Genomic DNA, 16632 nt, shown 5'->3' with positions numbered 1-16632 from the left:
GGTAACTTTGGTATCAAGCATAACTAGTATTTCTATTTCTTAAGTATAGAATCGCTACTCTTTTATAGTGCCACTACAAATAAAAACAAAAAAACTGCCGATTTCTCAGCAGCCCCCTTCCGATTAATACCTTTTCTGTTACATACAATCCCGGGTATTTCTATATGTATCTTGTTATACAATCAGATCATTGCTCTTAAAATAGTCTAAGAAAGTCTCCGCTATGGATGGATCGAAATGCTTTCCCTTTTGTTCGTGTATGTAAGATAACGCTCGCTCCACTGGCCATGAATCTTTATAAGGTCTTCTGCTGATCAATGCATCGAACACATCCACAATGGCTACGATTCTAGCTTCTAATGGAATATCTTCCCCTTTCAAACGATAGGGATATCCCGTTCCATCCCATTTTTCATGATGGTAGGTGATGATGTTTTCAGCCACTTCCAGACTGCTGATCATCTCATGATTTATTTCCCTTGAAATCTTATTCAAAATATCAGCTCCCATTAATGGGTGCATCTCAATGATTTTCCGTTCGTATGGAGATAAGGGACCTGGTTTATATAAAATCCCTTCAGGAATCTCCGCTTTCCCGATGTCATGTAAAATACTTGCATGAGCAATATGGTTAATATAGCTTTTAGATAGTTCTAAATGGTTTCGTCGATTATGTGCCAAAACCAGATTCTCGGTTAAGATTTGTACTCTCAATAAATGCTCTTCGATGCCAGGATCTCGGATTTCGCATGAAATAGCAAGGACCTTTAACAATTCTCTCTGGTTCTCGACTCTTTTGTTTTCCGAAAGATAAATCCCTTCTTTCAATTGCTCCAATTCGCGAAAAACCCCAACAAAATACAGATGATTCTCTATATGAATCGGAGTGATTGTAATCGAGGAATGCCAAATATCTCCTGATTTCTTTCGATTGGTGAAGACCCCTGACCAAGGATTCCCCTTCCTTAATTCTCTTTTAAGGGACGTGTAGGTACACGGAGGTGTTAACCCTGACTTTAAGAATCCAGCCTTGAATCCAATGATGTTGTCTCTTGAATACCCTGTGGTTTGCTCATAATACGCATTAATATCAACGATGCGATGATGGTGATCCGTAATGATGACGGCATCCGCCAGCTTTAAATACCCCACCAATTCAAGTGGCACACTTGATTTAACTTTCAATGTCTATACCTCCATCAAATTACTTCATTTCTTGTGTAATCATGGTAAGGCTATCGGCAGATAAAGTTACTTCTTCAAATGCTTGACTTAATTCATTCACCACATTTACAAAGGAAACTAATTCATTTTCAATCTTGTCATTTTGGAATTTCGTTTCACCCATCGTTCTTAGTATTTGTTCAAAATGATTTTCCGTTTCTTTCATGCTTTCATTACCGTCTTTTACAGCCTCCCTAATGTTTTCGAGAGAGTGTGTTAATTTTCCAGCTTGAGCGTTCGTCTCTATGATTAAAGTGGATACGTTTGTTACTGACTTTTTAGTTTCTTCGGAAAGCTTACGAACTTCTCCAGCTACAACAGCAAAACCTTTTCCAGCGTCACCCGCTCGTGCTGCTTCAATTGCCGCATTTAGAGCTAATAAATTTGTTTGTTCGGCAATGCTTGTTACTATATTCACAATGACCTGCATCCTATTCGAAATTTCGAGCAAGACCTCTACATCACCTGATATATCATTGACCGATTGATGGATATTCACCATCGTGTCATTTTGTTTGCTTAGCTGATTTTTCCCTTTTCCAGCTCGTTTTTCTGCTAGCACTGATAAGGCAGTCCCTTTGTTTGCAAGTGTAACAATTTCATGGGACTGAACCCTTAATTGTTGGAAGGATGCATTAGTCTCTTCGGAGATCGCCGCGAGGTTTTCTGAAGAATTTGCCACACGTTCCTTCATCCATTTTTTTTGTTCTTCGTCTTGTTCTCTCAATCTTTCCGTTTCAGAATCATACGCTTCCAGCACTAATTGTTGTTCCAGATTTAATAGTTTAGTTACAGCTTTTACAGCTAGAAAAGCTTCCACTCGATCTTCTATGTGTTCTTCAATGATAGTGGTAAGAGAAAGGAGAAGATCCTGAAAGGCACACATATACCATTTTGTTTTAAGTCCGATTTTGACATGAATCTGGGCAATCCGTATCCTTTTTTCGAAATAGGTCTGATCAATAACACCATCAAACATCTCGGAAATATGTTTTTTAAGGGTTTTTCTTAATCGATCAATCGAGCTCTTATCATGGATGATGGTTAATAAGGAAGGTTCATTTTCTAAATTTTTATAAAATCCACTTACGATATCATCAATTTTCTCAATGACAATGGGTTGTAAACGGTTCATGATTCGAAGATCCTCTTTAGTTAGTCCAATCATTTGCACTTGATTTTCAATCTCCGTCCCCCTAGGTATATCCAATTTAGCATTCCCTGCTATGTTAACTATGCTTTCTTTTTGTGAATTGAATCTCTTAAAAAACAATGAATTTCCTCCTGAACTACATACTAATTACCAGGTATATAATACCATATAAAACTTAGATACAGTAGTTACTTATATCCATATATATGACAATTCAAGGAATTTTCACAAAGTTTTCTTTTCTATCAAATAATAATTCTGAAATAGCTAATTAAAACGTTTCATTATTAAGTAGGATATGAAACTTTTTATCAACTACTTAAATACAACCCCAGGCGTTTCTATATGTATCTTGTTATACAATCATATTTGCTCTTAAAATAGTCTATGAAAGTCTCCGCTATAGATGGATCGAAATACTTTCCCTTTTGTTCGTGTATGTCGGCCTTACTATCTCTTTTCAGCTTATTGAATCTATGAAGGGTAAATGGATTCAGTTTCCTAGAAAGTTGCACCTTTTAAATGAGGTAATGCCCAAACTATCTTCCTGTTTTCTGGAAAAAAAGAATGATTATATTGTGTTTTAAAGGGAAATTCATTTATAATGCGCATTAGATGATTTTTTAGTTTCGAATACGAGAGGAGAACGGATATGAAGAAACTATTGTACCCTATCGTTATTGGATTATTGGCAGTTGTTTTAACAGCTTGTGGTTCGAACGATGAAGCTGGTAAAAAAAATGACGAGAAAGAGACGGCTAAAACAACTGAGGATCAGCAAAAACAGATGGAAGAATTGCAGAAGAAACTAGACAAGCAAAAGGTAGATGAAAAGAAAACGGTGGCCATCGTCAACGACGAGAAAATTTCAGGTGCGGAATATAATAGCATGCTGTCTACGACACAAATACAGATGCAACAATTGGGACAAGATCCAACCTCGAAGAAAGTAGCCGAACAAATTAAAGAGCAAACGATCAATTCTTTAGTGGGGCAAAGACTGCTGCTTCAAGCTGCTGATAAAAAGGGCTACACAGCCTCCAAGGATGAAATCGAAAAGCAACTTGCAGAAATGAAAGGCCGATACGAGAATGATGAGAAATTTAATGAAGCGATGAAAAAAGCAGGGTTGAATTTGGAAAAGTTGAAAACTCAGATCGCTAAAGATATTCCGTATACGAAGTACGTTGATAAAGAGATTAAAGTAGAAGAAGCAACTGATGAAGAAATTGAAAAATATTACGACCAGGTTAAGGAGCAAGCGAAGGCAAGTGGGCAAGAGGCACAGAAACTTGAAGAAATGAAGCCGCAAATCAAGAAGCTACTAGAGCAACAAAAGAAACAAGAAAAGCTTGTGAAACATGTGGAAGAGCTTCAAAAAGATGCAAAAGTGAATATTAAAATTTAATTAAGGAGAGAGCTGCCGAATTGAAGTGAACCCAAAAAGTTAGACACTTTATTTAATTAGGCAGCCTTGAGGGCATGAACCCGGTAATCTACCGGGCTCATGCCTTTTAATTTTACCTTGATTCGTTGATGATTGTAGTAATGGATATATTCTTCTAATTCTTGTTTGAAATGCTCCATGCTTTCAAATTCTTGAAGATAAAGTAACTCTGATTTTAATAGGCCAAAGAAGTTTTCTATGACCGCATTATCGAGACAATTTCCTTTACGGGACATGCTTTGTGTAATGTTATGTCTTTTCAAATCATGCGAATATTGTTTCATCTGGTAATGCCAGCCCTGATCTGAATGAAGAATGGGTGAATCTTTCGATTCCAAGCGGTCAAAGGCTTTCTCCAGCATTTTGGAAACGAGGGGATAAACAGGCCGAGATTCGATATTATAGGCGATGATTTCTCCATTAAACAGATCAAGAATGGCCGATAAGTATAGTTTCTCCCCAGCTAGATGGAATTCTGTGACGTCTGTCACCCATTTTTCATTTGAGTTTGTTGCCTTGAAATCACGTGCTAGAATGTTGGGTGCAATCTTGCCGATTTTCCCTTTGTACGAACGGTATTTCTTCATGCGAACTAAAGACTTCAATCCTAGTTCATTCATCAATCGGAGAACTGTTTTATGATTGATGCGAGCACCTCTGTTACGTAATTCTAGGGTGATACGACGATACCCATAACGCCCTTTATGCGTATGGAAAATCTCCTCGATAAGGGATTTCATTTCTGTGTATTTATCCTCACGCCCGAAGGCGTTTACCCAATAATAGTATGTACTCCGTGCCATGTTAGAAATGGATAGAAGCAGATTTAAATCAAATTGTTCCCTTAGTTCATGGACTACTTTCGCTTTGTCTTTCTTTGTAGGGCTTCCTTTTCTTGAACTAAGGCATTCAACTTTTTTAGATAGGCATTCTCTGCACGTAAGTATTCTAATTCGGCAAGAAGTGCTTCTTGAGAGCCTTTAGCTGGTGATGTTTTCTTGGTTTCTTTTTTCATGGATAGACGCCCCTTTTTCTTTGGTTTAAGGGCGTCTATACCTCCTTCCTTCAACTGATTTGACCATTTCAAAAGTGTAGAATCGGAAGGAAGATTATAGTGTACAGCGGTCTCGCTGATCGATGCCCCATAATCGTTCATATATTTAAGTACCTCTAGTTTAAAGGGCAGAGTGTAATTTGTATAGGATGAAGCAATTCCTTCCATCCCATGTTCTAGATAGCGAGCGACCCATCTCTTCAAAGGGGATAAACCTACATTTCTTTCTTGTGCAATGGATTTATAGGATTTTTTCCCCTCCAAGTACTCTAAAACTGCATGTAATTTTTCGTCTATCGTATATTTAGTCAAAAAAACTGCACCTCCAATTGTTAGATGTTGTCTAACAATTGGGGTGCAGTTCAAATTGGCAGCTCTTTGTATTGAAACTTAATGCTTATGGCTTATGTAGAGTCGAGTATTTCGGTATATGTATTTTCTCTGTTGAAGGCACTTATAGCCACCCTTGTTAATTCGGATCAATACTTGTCCCGCAAACACCGGTTGAACAACACATTGACGGATCAAAGTTTCCAACTTTCATCACTAGCTCATCTCCCCTCAATATATAATCATTTACTTATGCTATGGATAAAACGAAAGCCGAGAGATCACTCGCGGCTTTTCAATGTTATTTATACGCCTGTTTTAGAGAAACGTTCAATTCTTGCTCCGATTTCATCACGAACACGTTGGAAAGTAGCCCATTTTTCTTCATCTGTTCCTTCCGCTTTTGCTGGGTCATCAAAGCCCCAGTGTTCACGTTTAACATGCGGTGGCGTCATTGGACATTTGTCTGCTGCATCACCACATAAAGTCACAACAAAATCTGCATTATTTAAAATGTCAGTGTCAATGATATCTGATGATTGATTCGAAATATCCACTCCGACTTCATTCATTGCCTTTACGGCGTTTGGATTTAACCCATGGGCTTCAATTCCTGCACTAAGCACTTCCCATTCGTTTCCTAAATATTTCTTGCCCCATGCCTCTGCCATTTGGCTTCTGCAAGAGTTACCTGTACATAAAAAGTAAAGGGTTTTTTTAGCCATATTGTATCTCTCCTTTTAATGTAAAGTAAGTGTTTAATGAATAATGAGCAACCATATATATAAGCCAACTAATGTGATGAACAATGTTGGGATGGTTAAGATGATTCCCGTTTTAAAGTAGGTTCCCCATGAGATTTTCACGCCTTTTAATGAAAGGACATGTAGCCACAATAATGTAGCCAAAGAACCAATCGGTGTAATTTTCGGTCCTAAGTCCGAACCTATGACATTTGCATAAATAAGGGCTTCCCTAATCACGACTGTTGTATTGGTGTCGGAAATGGCAAGGGCATCAATCATCACAGTTGGCATGTTATTCATAAGCGATGAGAGAATGGCGGCAATGAAGCCCATCCCAATCGTTGCTGCAAATAACCCTTGATCGGCGGTAACTTGGATTAAATCCGTTAATACATTTGTTAATCCAACATTTCGTAGGCTGTAAACCACTACATACATGCCAATTGAGAAAAACACGATTGCCCATGGTGCGCCTTTTACAACGGTCTTGGTATTAACAGCTGGACTTCGTCTTGCCATAAACAAGAAGAAAATGGCGATAACACCTGCAATGATGGATACAGGAATGTTGAAAAATTCACTGATAAAATAGCCTACCAACAGGACACCTAAAACAATCCCAGACAGGCGAAACATTTTTACATCCCGAATGGCATCGACTGGCATCTTTAATTGAGCTATATCATAATTCTTCGGAATGCTCTTTCTGAAATACAAATATAATACCAGAATGCTTGCTGCTAATGAAAACAGGTTGGGAACGATCATTCTAGAGGCGAACTCAATAAACCCGATATCAAAAAAGTCCGCAGAAACAATGTTGACCAAATTACTTACCACAAGCGGTAAGGATGTAGTGTCCGCAATAAACCCACTCGCGATGATAAATGGGAAGATCATTTTCTCTTCCAACTTCAAGTTTCGAACCATTGCCAAAACAATCGGAGTTAAGATGAGAGCGGCTCCATCATTTGCGAAGAACGCAGCGACTAGGGCTCCCAGAATGCTCACATACACAAACATCCTTACTCCATTTCCCTTAGCCGCTCTAGCCATATGTAGAGCTGCCCATTCAAAGAAACCAATTTCATCTAAAATCAAAGAAATAATAATAATAGCAATGAATGCCAACGTCGCGTTCCATACAATACCCGTAACGGCAATTACATCATTGAAGTCAACAACCCCAACTAGTAAGGCAAGTACCGCCCCCCCGCATGCTGACCATCCGATTGACAATCCTTTGGGTTGCCAGATGACGAGTGTCAACGTCAGCAAAAAGATGATACTAGCTAATAAAACAGAACCCACTGATGTTCTCCTCCTCGTTAGTCACAACAAATTCGTTTTCCTTGTGCTGTTAATTCTTCTACTTTAAATGCTTGACTTGGCAAATCCTTGATAACTGTTTGAATAAATGAGTAATAAGCGGATGTTTGATTTAACGAGTAAAATATCCATTGTCCCCTTCTCGCTTCATTCACAATTCCGCTATCTTTCAACTTTCGTAAATGTTGGCTAATAGCAGGTTGGCTCATATCAAACAGGTCTACAAATTCACAGACACAACATTCATGTTCAGACATAATTTTCACCATGGTCAAACGTGTTTTATCACCTAAAAGTTTAAGAACGTTTGCCGTAGCTTCTATATCCAACGCTTCATTCGTTTGCATTTTATCCCTCCTAGCCTAATCGAATAAATAACCATATGCTTATATAGTTATTTAATATCATTGTATAAGTATATTCTTATTTAATCAAGGCTTAAGTATTCAACAAAATAATTTTTAATTATTGTCTGCTTAAAAGATGGTTCCAAAAAAACTCCGCGCCTATAAGCCCCCTTCAAAGACTTGTTTAAGGGGGTTGTGGATTTTCTTGATGAACTAACGGGGCAGGTTAGCATTCCTGTAGAGCGTTAATTATTAACTTTGAAAAAAATAGGGCTCCTCAGTAAGATATGAGTAAGACATCACTCTAACTCAAAACCTTAGGAGGAACCCTAATATGAATTTTAAAATGCAGGACAAACAAAATCAACTCATTGAACGAATTTCTGATCGACATCTCGTTGTTGGCGTGGATATCGCCCAACAATTTCACGTTGCTCGAGCTGTAAATTATCGAGGAATCGTGGTAGGTGATCCTCTTACTTTTGAAAATAACGAAGAAGGCTTTAACAGATTTCTAGAATGGATTAATAAACTAAAAGGTAAAAACAGATTAGACACAACTATTGTCGGTATGGAACCTACAGGTCATTACTGGATTAATCTATCGAAATGGTTATCTAACGAAAAGGTTGATGTCGTAACAGTCAATCCTCACCTTGTAAAAAGAAATAAAGAAAATCGAGATAACACTCAGTCCAAAAGTGATAAAAAAGACGCTCTCGTGATTGCGGATATGGTCAAGAATGGATACTATTCTTTTGTTCATGTGGCTTCAGAGTCTTTCGAAAAACTTCGAGTTCTTATGTCCAACCGTGACGTAATCGTAAAACGTCTCGTTAGTTCTATTAATCAATTAAATCGATGGGTAGATGTTGTCTTTCCTGAGCTACGACAAGTGTTTAAAGATGTGAAAGGAAAAGGGGCAATCGCAACTCTACGTTTGTTTCCGACACCAATCGAGTTACGATCGATGCAACCTCAAGATATTGTAGCCAAATGGAAATCGGTAATGAAGCGTCAGCCTGGGTTGAAAAAAGCTTATCAACTTATAGATTTAGCTAAACGCTCTATCGGATCCCACCAAGCACATGATGCTTACAAGCTACATTTAGAACAACTACTGGAAGAGTATGATCTAGCTACAACGCAACTCGAAAGAGTGGAACAAGAAGTCACTAACGTGCTTCAACAAATTCCTTTCGCAAAGAAACTGTTGGCTATTAAAGGGATCAGTGAAATCTCTTTAGCTGGAATTTTAGGGGAAGCTGGAGATTTAAGTGGATTCGCCCATGGTAATTCTCTCCTTCGTCATGCAGGGTTACATCTTTCCGAGGCGAGCTCTGGTAAATGGAAAGGTCAGATTGTCATTTCTAAACGTGGGAGATCCAGACTGCGGCGTTTCTTATACCTAGCGACGATGTGCCTTGTCATGAATAACCCTGAGTTTAAAGTGTTGCACGCTAATAATGTTAAGGTGAAAAAAATAAAGAAAATGAAATCAATTATGAAATTGGTTGGTAAACTGGCTCGAGTATTTGTAGGCATAGCCAAACGAAATGAATCTTATTCCCCAGAAAAATTACAACCTTTTTCAGCTCTAACAGCCTAGTTTTTATTGAATAAATCATGCTTTACAGGTTCTCGAAGGGAACCTCACTTGAAAATAATTAATACTTTATTTTCAGCTTATCTTTTGTCGAATGTTTTCTTATTCGTAGGATCTCAAAGATGCACGGAGTACCAGATTTCTTGAACAAAAGGGCACCGACCCATTAGGTTAGCATAACTGGCCTCCACCCCTTGGATAGGCATGACGAAGGAATGAGAGGGCATATTTTTCGATGACCCGTTGAGACATGGGAGGGAAAGCCTCCAGGGGCGGCGTGGAGATTATGTGCATTATATGGTAGAATATGGAGTTTCCTATTACTCCTTTATTTAACTATGCCTCCATGAAACCAAAATGATCTGAGCTCATTGCTTTTAACCGTTATCAAGGGTTATGAAATCCTGCGAATAAGTGAGCATTCGAGAGATATAGCTATCATACTGAGGGAGTTCATCACAATGAAAACTAAAATGATTTTAATAATCAACATTTACTTATTGACTTTTGCTTTGAGAATGATTAACATGAAGTTAACTTCATGTGAAGAAAACTTCATGTGAAACAAACTTCACTTCAGGAGAATTTAAATTGGTTAGGAGAGGTATGTTTGAAAAATCTATTCATACAGCGCTTTTTTGTATCAATCTTGATAATTGTATTGGGAATCATTCAAATTACTCTCGATAAATCAGTAGGATTTAATTTTGGGTATTTCATATTATTCTTAGGGGGAATAATCTTGGTTTCCTCAACAATTTCTTATATTAAATCCCGAAAGAATAAATCTCTAGAAAAGGAATTAGCAAAGGAATATGATGAAAGAGACGCTTTAATTGATGGAAAAGTTGCTCGCTTTTCTTTGCAAATTCTGATATACGAAATCTTTATTCTTATGTTTTTAACTAATTTTGTGGTAATCGCAACAAATACTGTATTGTTTGTTGTCTTAGTATCATTAATAATTAGTGAATTTTGGGCTAGAAAATATTATAATCATGTCCTTTAATTAGGGGGATTTATGAAAAATAGAGTAAAAGAATTACGAATAGAACATGAAATAACACAACAAGAATTAGCTGATAAAGTAAGTGTATCTTCTAGAACAATCATCTCATTAGAAAAACAACAGTATAATCCATCTGTGCTACTTGCGTATAAAATAGCTTCAGTTTTTAATTTATCAATTGAAGAAACTTTTATTTTTGATGAGGATGACAAATAATCCATTTTAAAAAGATGCACATATTAAACAAACAACGGAGGATTTTAAATGCAGATTATATTATTTATTTTTGGGGCAGTTTTAATAGTTTGGGGTATTTATCGTATGAAAACTGACGATGGTTTATTCGGAAAAAATCAAAAAAGTAAGAATATATTTAATTTATTACTAATGGGAGAAGCATCAGGATTAGGACAATTTTTGGGTGGGATTTTGTGCATAATCATAGGGATTATTGCATTTTTTGTAAAGTAGTAATAAATAAGAATTTCATTTTTACACTGAAATATTGTGAATAAAATCACTTAAACAAACGGGTGTTAGTTCCATAGGGCAAAAGAAGACACAATAAATGGTCCGACTATCCAAAAACAATTTAATTTTGCATCTCGAAATAAAAAAAGTATCAATATAAAAAGACCAGTCTGGAATCACCAGTCTGGTCTTCTGTTTTATTCGCAACAAGAATTCTTTTAATTTCCAATCTCGCTAAAACGGGACTGCCACAGCATGAACTGCCTTTGTTTCAGTTGCTGGAGTATCAGAGTCGTAGCAACTAGAAGCTAGATTCGTACTGCAAACTCCAGTTTCAGGGAGTTCCAAGTTCAAAATGCATCCCCCGACTTTTCTATGCTAGAAAAATTGCCGGATGGTTTGGGCGTTTCAATCACGGCGAAAAGTAATAAATACGATTTTGTTTCTAGATCCTTTTTCCCGAAGCTCAAGGTGAATGAAGACCCTGTTTGTGGTTCTGCACATTGTAATTTTATTCCTTACTGGGCAAAACGCCTTGGTAAGAATGAAATGGTAGCAAGACAGCTTTCCAAACGCGGAGGAACATTATACTGCAAATCTTCTGGAGATAGAGTGAAAATCAGTGGGTCTGCAGTTTTATACGCTATTGCTGATCTACAGATACGTTGAGAAATGAGGTTAACTTCTTAATAGAAATGGAACGAAAAATCGAAGAATCCGATAGCTGGGCTATTTTAACCGTTTTACTTTGGGGGTTACTCGTTCTTGACCAGTTATTTAGTTTGCTAGGTTTCATAATGTCAATTTCTATATTTCACCTCTAACACTAAGCCGACCACTATAACAAATATTGTGGTTGGTAATCCTCTTAGTAGATTTCATTAGTTCAGTTATTCCTTTACATAGAATGGTTAGTTGATTATTATATTTTAAAGTAGTGCAAGCTGGAACGATCATTTTTCTCAAATAGCTACTGTAAAAAGCCTATATCCCTTTTATTTTATCTCTTCTGAGTGAATTACCCCTCTTTTTCCCAATGTCTCATTACAGAAGTATTTACTTCAGCAAGCTAATTTTCGCTTTTTTGGTGTAAAAAAACAGTAAATAAAATCTAAGGTTTGCGCATTGGACATTGTTGTCCAGCAACCATTTCCCACAGCTCGATCGTGCCATAAAAAACGCAGTTTCCCCCCCATCGACTTCCTGTGTCCGTAGAACTCATCATATATTCTAGTGAGGGTTCGACTAATAAGCGAACGAGGAGTGTTTTTATCGGACTAAAACCCCATAACTAGTTTCTCTTAACCAATTTCTCTATTAACCGACCAACAGGTATTGAAAAGAAGTCCAATGCTCTGTAAAAAAGACCACGAACGCATATGATTACGAAACCGATTAGCCCTGCTATCAGAGTAACGGTTATTAATTCGATTAAGTTGCCCGATGATTCTTGAAACATTTTCAACATCCATTCTTTCATCCCAAAGTCCCCCTATTTTACTTTCGATTCACAGCGAACTGTACGGAAGCATTAACAGATTGCTTTTAACAGCCTGCAAACACCGGTCACAATAATAGTCAACGTTAGTTTTATTCTTATCGAATATCGGAGTTAAACGGGTAATATCATCCCACTTGGCACGTACATATACATCTTTTGTTATCCATAAGCGTATGTATCTCCTCTAGCTTTCCATCCAGTAGTAATGAATATCGGGCGGGCTACTCTCGACATAGCATTGCGCCAAGATCCGTACATATAGCAAGGAAGCCCCCGCACTTGCATTTGCTGTTGTATAGCGATTCTCTAAACGGTTTTAATCAATCATTCATATGATTTTTGAAAACGTCTGGGAACTACTTTTACGAGCTGCTAACGTTAATCAGCCCCATAGTTTATATATTTCGTTGCTGTATTGTATAGTATGTTCTGATTATTCTTTAGATTAAAATCTTTACATCAGTGTTTCAAAATCAGGCTTACATTGTTGATGATTTCACCGTCCAGTATTGTTCCAAATGGAATATTTACATGGATTAATATGAAATTTAGTTGTGACCTCGAGCTCACTTATGAAATCATCGTCCTCGAAGGATATACTCTGTTTTGTTGCAATTAACATTGGAGAAATAAACAAAGTTACCACGCTAGTCCATCTTATCACTTCAAGCTCATTGATTTTATGGTAAATGTTGTTAATTTTCCTGAAACACTATTTTATATAAAAAGAAAAACACGGAAGATTTATTCGCCCGTGAATTCCGTAACCCCCCATGTTTGGTTGTATGAATAGCCGTTGAAGTAAATATCCAAATCGTGAAACATTCGGTGAAGTTGAATATATGCGTGTTGGTCGTCTTCTTTCATAGCAATCGTGGTGTACTTTTTGATTTCTTTGAAGTCGTCCGCAAGGTCTTGGTTTTTAGTAGAAACACCGTCAATTGTGTCCACTATCTCTTTTGCCATTTCTGCTTGTTCCGAATGCGTCGTCGTTTCTATATTGCCGTATCCGAGCGTATTGTTATAGAATGCGTGTTTCGAGCCAATGAACGTGTGTGCGTCCGTGCCGTCCGCCAATTTGACGATATCTTTTTCGACAGGTTCATTAACAACTTTCTTGGAATAATCTTCGCCGTCACTACCAATCGACGGTGACCCCGTATTACCTAGAGAATTTCTATCAAAGTTTTTAACGTTGATCATTATTGATATGAATGCGATTCCAATCATCAAGAAACAACCAACGATTCCCAATGTCATATATATTGTTTTCTTTCTACTCAATATAAGTACAACTCCATTCGTAATGTTGTTTAAGGTCCTCTGTGAAACGCCTTCTTTGTTACGATTTATTCAACAATAAAGAAGATCTGCCACCATCTTTTCGTGAGATGGGCTTCTACTCTTCTATTAAATTCTATAATTTCTGTATTATACTGCTTTACTTGTTTTAATTCAGTTTCCAGGCTTTCAGTAGTCTTTTCTAATATGTCTTGATTCAAACTGCAAACTGTTACTCCTGCTCTTTCCTTTGGGCTTCCATATCAGCCATAGCTGTAACTATAGTTGTACATCAACCATGTTGTTCAAAAATAACACTCTACTTCTGAATGGTTGAAGTTGCAACACCAACCGATGTAACAACATCTTCGACTTTTAATAAAATATTTGACTTAACCGATATACCTCCTGCGTTTAACTGATATGGCAAGTATAGCCTATTTTTCCTATCAGTTGTATGGGTTTTTTACATAAAAGGAAAAATAGAAAAAGTTTCTTGTTGAACTCCTTCAGTTTATTAAGTATTTCTTACGAATCCTTACTTATTCGCAGGATTTCACCCCACTGGGTAGAGAAAGAATGAGTGAATAAAAGGGGATTTGACCGTTTGGGCAATATGGAGGCAGATGAAAACAGAGGATTTCAACCTAAACCCCTTTATATTCCATATTCTACATAATTTCTCCACGACCTCTGAGGCTTTCCCTCTCATGACTCAACGGGTCAAATTTATATGCCCTTTCATTCCTTCGTCGTGCCTATCCAAGGGGTGGAGGGTGGTTTTGCTAACGGAACGGAGCGTTGCCCTTTTGTTAAACATGTCACTTATCATAATTTTCTAGTGGATGTAAGCTAATATTCGTAGACCTTGGGAGCCTCTACAGGCATGACTTTGGAGTTAGTATAAGTAAAACTAAAGACAAAACTAATTTATCCTTCAGGCACATTAGATCGTCTGGGGGGATAGTACATTCATTTGCTGTGGCAGCCTTTCTTATTCAAAACGGGGCAGGTTAGTTGAACAAAAACACCAGAAATTATGTTAAAATTCAGAAGATATAAATGTCTCAATATTCGATTTATTAGGAGGGCAAAAAATGAGTGGGATTGCAAAAACTCTTCAACCACCGTATTATGCAGTGATATTTTCTTCACAGCGAACGGAAGGTGACAATGGTTATGGGAAAATGTCAGACAAAATGGAAGAGTTAGCTTCTCAACAGCAGGGTTTCTTAGGCGTGGAAAGTGCTCGTGATGAGGGACTAGGAATCACTGTGTCATACTGGGAATCTCTAGATGCAATAAAGAATTGGAAGGAACATTCAGCACATAAAGTTGCACAAGACAGAGGGAAAACAGAATGGTATAAAAATTTCGCTGTTAGAGTTTGTAAAGTAGAGAGAGACAACCTTTTCGAAATGTAATGATAAATAAATATTGCACATCTTCAGTTAACGGGGACTTACCTCAATTAAGGAGGTTGCTGCGGCAACCTTTTTCTTCAACAAAAAAGGGAGAATCTCCTTACAAATAACGTCTTTTTTTGCTTTGAATCATTAAGAAAAAAATCAGCAGGATAATTAAGTAACTTGGACACAGAGAAATCAAGTCACTTCATCAGTGTGGAAAGTATTGAATTTTGAAACTAAACCAAAAAAACTGCCGATTACTCAGCAGTTTATTCTTCCTTATAAATACTTCCGATGAATACTTTTTCCATCATAGGAAAACAGGACTTCTTTTCCTTCCATGACCGATTCCATATGCACGGAACGTCCCCAGAGCTGATGGATATACGGCATGACTTTTTCAAGATATTTCAGGTCCAATTCAATACCCTCGTACCAATGTTTTAAGTAAAGTTCACCATTCCGCATGTAGTCTCCGTCATTTACTGTGATATATGGGAATCCTCCGTTCACTCTCATACTGACGAGCTGATCGCGAACTTGCTCCCACGCTTTGTCGACAATTTTATAATCCTTGCCCTGCTTCTGGAATAAATACATATCCTCCCGCATAACCAGGTCTTTCGTCAAATAATTGCGCAGAAAGGAAATATCCGATTCAATTTCCCTGACTTCGAACATCTTTTCCCTACCGGATCCAGGCTTAACGCCAAGTCTTATCATTTCTTCGGTTGGATTATCATAGCGTTCTTCAATATCTTCAAGCACCTTCAACCCAAGGTAATAAGGGTTAATGCTGGTTCGTGATGGTTGAACAACACCTGCATTCAATTTGGCAAATTCAATTGCTTCACCTGAAGATAAATCCAATTCACGGATAATACGCTGATGCCAGTAGGATGCCCAGCCTTCGTTCATGATTTTCGTTTCGAGCTGTGGCCAGAAATACAGCATCTCTTCCCTGATCATTGTCATGATATCCCGCTGCCAATCTGCTAAATCCCTACTGTACTGCTCAATGAAAAGCATAATATCTTTCTCAGGCCTCGGAGGAAATTTTTTCCGACCTTTCACGTTAGATTTCTTTGGCTTATCCTTACTATCAAGGTTCCATAAATCATCGTATTGAGTCGCTGCAGGCTTTATTTCCTCTTCTTCTTCCTCATCCTCCATCGTCCAGGCAAGCTTTGGTCTCATAAGTGACGGATCGATATGTTCTTCGATAGCCAAAAGGGCATCGAGGAATGTTTCTACTTCCTTTTTGCCATGCAGAATTTCATATTCTCGAATTCTTTCTGCCGTGGCCGACATACTTTCTACCATATCTCTCTTTGTGTTATTGAAACGAACATTATTTTTAAAGAAATCACAATGCGCCAAAACGTGGGCAACAATCAATTTATTTTGCACAAGTGAATTGGAGTCAAGAAGAAAAGCATAACAAGGATTAGAGTTAATAACCAGTTCATAAATCTTACTTAATCCAAAATCATACTGTAGCTTCATTTTATGAAACTGCTTTCCAAAACTCCAATGAGAAAAACGAGTTGGCATCCCATATGCACCAAATGTATAAATAATTTCTGAAGGACAAATTTCATAACGCATCGGGTAAAAATCCAACCCGAACCCAGTTGCTATTTCTGTAATCTCACTAATGGCATATTCCAGAGCCTTTTGCTCCGCTCCATTCATCCGATATCCCCCTTGTCTTCCGCCTTTATT

General features: G+C 37.6%; 16 protein-coding genes and 1 pseudogene. 7 read left to right on the top strand and 10 right to left on the bottom strand.

Translation table 11 applies throughout. The features are described from left to right. Positions 1–174: 174 nt before the first annotated feature. A complete protein-coding gene (locus NST21_RS05295) occupies positions 175–1185 on the bottom strand; it encodes an HD domain-containing phosphohydrolase (RefSeq protein ID WP_340888125.1) in 1011 nt (336 codons plus the stop codon). Positions 1186–1204: 19 nt separating this feature from the next. Next, complete coding sequence (locus NST21_RS05290) at positions 1205–2497, bottom strand: globin-coupled sensor protein (protein WP_340888123.1); 1293 nt, start codon at positions 2495–2497, stop codon at positions 1205–1207. Positions 2498–3029: 532 nt separating this feature from the next. On the opposite strand from NST21_RS05290, the gene NST21_RS05285 reads away from it, so the two are divergent. Then, on the top strand, positions 3030–3785 hold the full coding sequence (locus NST21_RS05285) for a SurA N-terminal domain-containing protein (protein WP_340888121.1): 756 nt from the start codon (positions 3030–3032) through the stop codon (positions 3783–3785). A 56-nt stretch (positions 3786–3841) separates the two neighbouring features. On the opposite strand, the gene NST21_RS05280 is transcribed toward NST21_RS05285, so the two are convergent. The 5 genes from NST21_RS05280 to NST21_RS05265 form a co-directional block, all read right to left on the bottom strand. Next, positions 3842–5190 (bottom strand): IS3 family transposase gene (locus NST21_RS05280; protein WP_340888119.1). Its coding sequence is split into 2 segments (ribosomal slippage): positions 3842–4746 and positions 4746–5190, totalling 1350 coding nucleotides; the frame shifts between segments, so codons are not numbered across the junction. 157 nt (positions 5191–5347) lie between these two features. Beyond that, positions 5348–5395, bottom strand: coding sequence for a hypothetical protein (locus NST21_RS28705; protein WP_445670588.1), 48 nt, complete (start codon positions 5393–5395; stop codon positions 5348–5350). A gap of 118 nt (positions 5396–5513) precedes the next feature. Continuing rightward, complete coding sequence (arsC, locus tag NST21_RS05275; RefSeq protein WP_201182277.1) at positions 5514–5933, bottom strand: arsenate reductase (thioredoxin); 420 nt, start codon at positions 5931–5933, stop codon at positions 5514–5516. Between the two features lie 33 nt (positions 5934–5966). Then, entirely contained in the window at positions 5967–7265 is a 1299-nt protein-coding gene (locus NST21_RS05270; protein WP_340888118.1) for an arsenic transporter, read from the bottom strand. Positions 7266–7282: 17 nt separating this feature from the next. After that, a complete protein-coding gene (locus NST21_RS05265; RefSeq protein ID WP_053344750.1) occupies positions 7283–7630 on the bottom strand; it encodes an ArsR/SmtB family transcription factor in 348 nt (115 codons plus the stop codon). A gap of 334 nt (positions 7631–7964) precedes the next feature. Here NST21_RS05265 and NST21_RS05260 point away from each other — a divergent pair, with 334 nt between their 5' ends. From NST21_RS05260 to NST21_RS05240, 5 genes and pseudogenes are all read left to right on the top strand, one after another. Then, on the top strand, positions 7965–9239 hold the full coding sequence (locus tag NST21_RS05260; protein WP_340888116.1) for an IS110 family transposase: 1275 nt from the start codon (positions 7965–7967) through the stop codon (positions 9237–9239). Between the two features lie 607 nt (positions 9240–9846). Continuing rightward, positions 9847–10245, top strand: coding sequence for a hypothetical protein (locus NST21_RS05255; RefSeq protein WP_252431253.1), 399 nt, complete (start codon positions 9847–9849; stop codon positions 10243–10245). 12 nt (positions 10246–10257) lie between these two features. Continuing rightward, a complete protein-coding gene (locus NST21_RS05250) occupies positions 10258–10461 on the top strand; it encodes a helix-turn-helix transcriptional regulator (RefSeq protein ID WP_034306678.1) in 204 nt (67 codons plus the stop codon). A gap of 48 nt (positions 10462–10509) precedes the next feature. Further along, positions 10510–10716, top strand: coding sequence for a hypothetical protein (locus tag NST21_RS05245; protein ID WP_252431255.1), 207 nt, complete (start codon positions 10510–10512; stop codon positions 10714–10716). Positions 10717–11055: 339 nt separating this feature from the next. Further along, a pseudogene (locus NST21_RS05240) lies at positions 11056–11385 on the top strand (PhzF family phenazine biosynthesis protein); the annotation flags it as partial. 622 nt (positions 11386–12007) lie between these two features. On the opposite strand, the gene NST21_RS05235 reads toward NST21_RS05240, so the two are convergent. Together NST21_RS05235 and NST21_RS05230 are read right to left on the bottom strand one after the other, a co-directional pair. Next, on the bottom strand, positions 12008–12196 hold the full coding sequence (locus tag NST21_RS05235; protein ID WP_201182286.1) for a hypothetical protein: 189 nt from the start codon (positions 12194–12196) through the stop codon (positions 12008–12010). 765 nt (positions 12197–12961) lie between these two features. Beyond that, a complete protein-coding gene (locus NST21_RS05230) occupies positions 12962–13447 on the bottom strand; it encodes a hypothetical protein (protein WP_340888108.1) in 486 nt (161 codons plus the stop codon). A gap of 1148 nt (positions 13448–14595) precedes the next feature. On the opposite strand from NST21_RS05230, the gene NST21_RS05225 reads away from it, so the two are divergent. Then, positions 14596–14922, top strand: coding sequence for an antibiotic biosynthesis monooxygenase family protein (locus tag NST21_RS05225; RefSeq protein ID WP_340888107.1), 327 nt, complete (start codon positions 14596–14598; stop codon positions 14920–14922). Positions 14923–15186: 264 nt separating this feature from the next. Here NST21_RS05225 and NST21_RS05220 read toward each other — a convergent pair whose 3' ends face one another. Further along, entirely contained in the window at positions 15187–16602 is a 1416-nt protein-coding gene (locus NST21_RS05220) for a SpoVR family protein (RefSeq protein WP_053344734.1), read from the bottom strand. Positions 16603–16632: the final 30 nt, after the last annotated feature.

Origin of the sequence: Peribacillus sp. FSL K6-1552 (assembly GCF_038005205.1) — a bacterium.
Taxonomy (GTDB): domain Bacteria; phylum Bacillota; class Bacilli; order Bacillales; family DSM-1321; genus Peribacillus; species Peribacillus butanolivorans.
This window is presented reverse-complemented; position numbering and strand designations above follow the sequence as displayed.

Bases quoted from the DNA above. Each gene is read 5' to 3' on its own strand.
- NST21_RS05285 (WP_340888121.1), top strand. From the start codon at position 3,030: ATGAAGAAACTATTGTACCCTATCGTTATTGGATTATTGGCAGTTGTT.
- arsC (WP_201182277.1), bottom strand. From the start codon at position 5,933: ATGGCTAAAAAAACCCTTTACTTTTTATGTACAGGTAACTCTTGCAGA.
- NST21_RS05265 (WP_053344750.1), bottom strand. From the start codon at position 7,630: ATGCAAACGAATGAAGCGTTGGATATAGAAGCTACGGCAAACGTTCTT.
- NST21_RS05260 (WP_340888116.1), top strand. From the start codon at position 7,965: ATGAATTTTAAAATGCAGGACAAACAAAATCAACTCATTGAACGAATT.
- NST21_RS05250 (WP_034306678.1), top strand. From the start codon at position 10,258: ATGAAAAATAGAGTAAAAGAATTACGAATAGAACATGAAATAACACAA.
- NST21_RS05245 (WP_252431255.1), top strand. From the start codon at position 10,510: ATGCAGATTATATTATTTATTTTTGGGGCAGTTTTAATAGTTTGGGGT.
- NST21_RS05235 (WP_201182286.1), bottom strand. From the start codon at position 12,196: ATGAAAGAATGGATGTTGAAAATGTTTCAAGAATCATCGGGCAACTTA.
- NST21_RS05230 (WP_340888108.1), bottom strand. From the start codon at position 13,447: ATGATTGGAATCGCATTCATATCAATAATGATCAACGTTAAAAACTTT.
- NST21_RS05225 (WP_340888107.1), top strand. From the start codon at position 14,596: ATGAGTGGGATTGCAAAAACTCTTCAACCACCGTATTATGCAGTGATA.
- NST21_RS05220 (WP_053344734.1), bottom strand. From the start codon at position 16,602: ATGAATGGAGCGGAGCAAAAGGCTCTGGAATATGCCATTAGTGAGATT.